Here is a 592-nt window from a genome sequence, read left to right on the forward strand (position 1 = left end):
GGGAGGCGGTTGTTAAGCACCTCTCGCACACAATTTCGGCTTTGGACTAGGGTGCTTGCGCCTGTCGTCGGCGGAGCAGAAGGCCAATCAAGGTATGTCGAAGAAGCGCGTTCACGAAATCGCCAAGGAGCTCAAGGGCCACGGGATTGAGCTCGACAACAAGGAGGTCGTGACCGAGCTCGCCGGGCTGGGTTACGACGTCAAGAGCCACTCGTCGTCGCTGGATGACGATCAGGCCACCGCCGCGGTCCAGAAGATCCTGGACAAGCGCAAGCCGAAGCAGGCCGCGCCGCCCGTCGCCGCCAAGGGGTTCGTGGTGCGCCGCAGGGTCGGCCCGCCCGCTGGCGCCTCCAACACGGAGGCCCAGGACTCCTACGCCCAGTCCAACGACCAGGGCTATGACAACCCGGACCAGGCCTACGAGCAGCCGGCGCAGGCCGAGCCGCAGGTGGAGGCTCCCCAGGCGCATGCCGTGGAGAGCGCTCCCGCCGCCGTGGAGCAGGCTTCCCAGGCGAAGGCTCCGGAGGTCCCGGCCGTGACGGCCGCGCCCATCACGGAAGCTGTCGCCGCCCCCGCCGCTCCGGTGGTGACG

Annotated in this window: 1 protein-coding gene; it reads left to right on the forward strand. The window is 68.4% G+C overall.

What is annotated here, in order from left to right:
• Positions 1-94: 94 nt before the first annotated feature.
• Positions 95-592, forward strand: a 498-nt coding sequence (locus D7V97_RS46380; RefSeq protein WP_233583631.1) for a translation initiation factor IF-2 N-terminal domain-containing protein, incomplete at its 3' end; no start/stop codon positions are given.

The sequence above is a fragment of the Corallococcus sp. CA053C genome (genome assembly GCF_003611675.1).
In the GTDB taxonomy this organism is placed as follows: Bacteria; Myxococcota; Myxococcia; order Myxococcales; family Myxococcaceae; genus Corallococcus.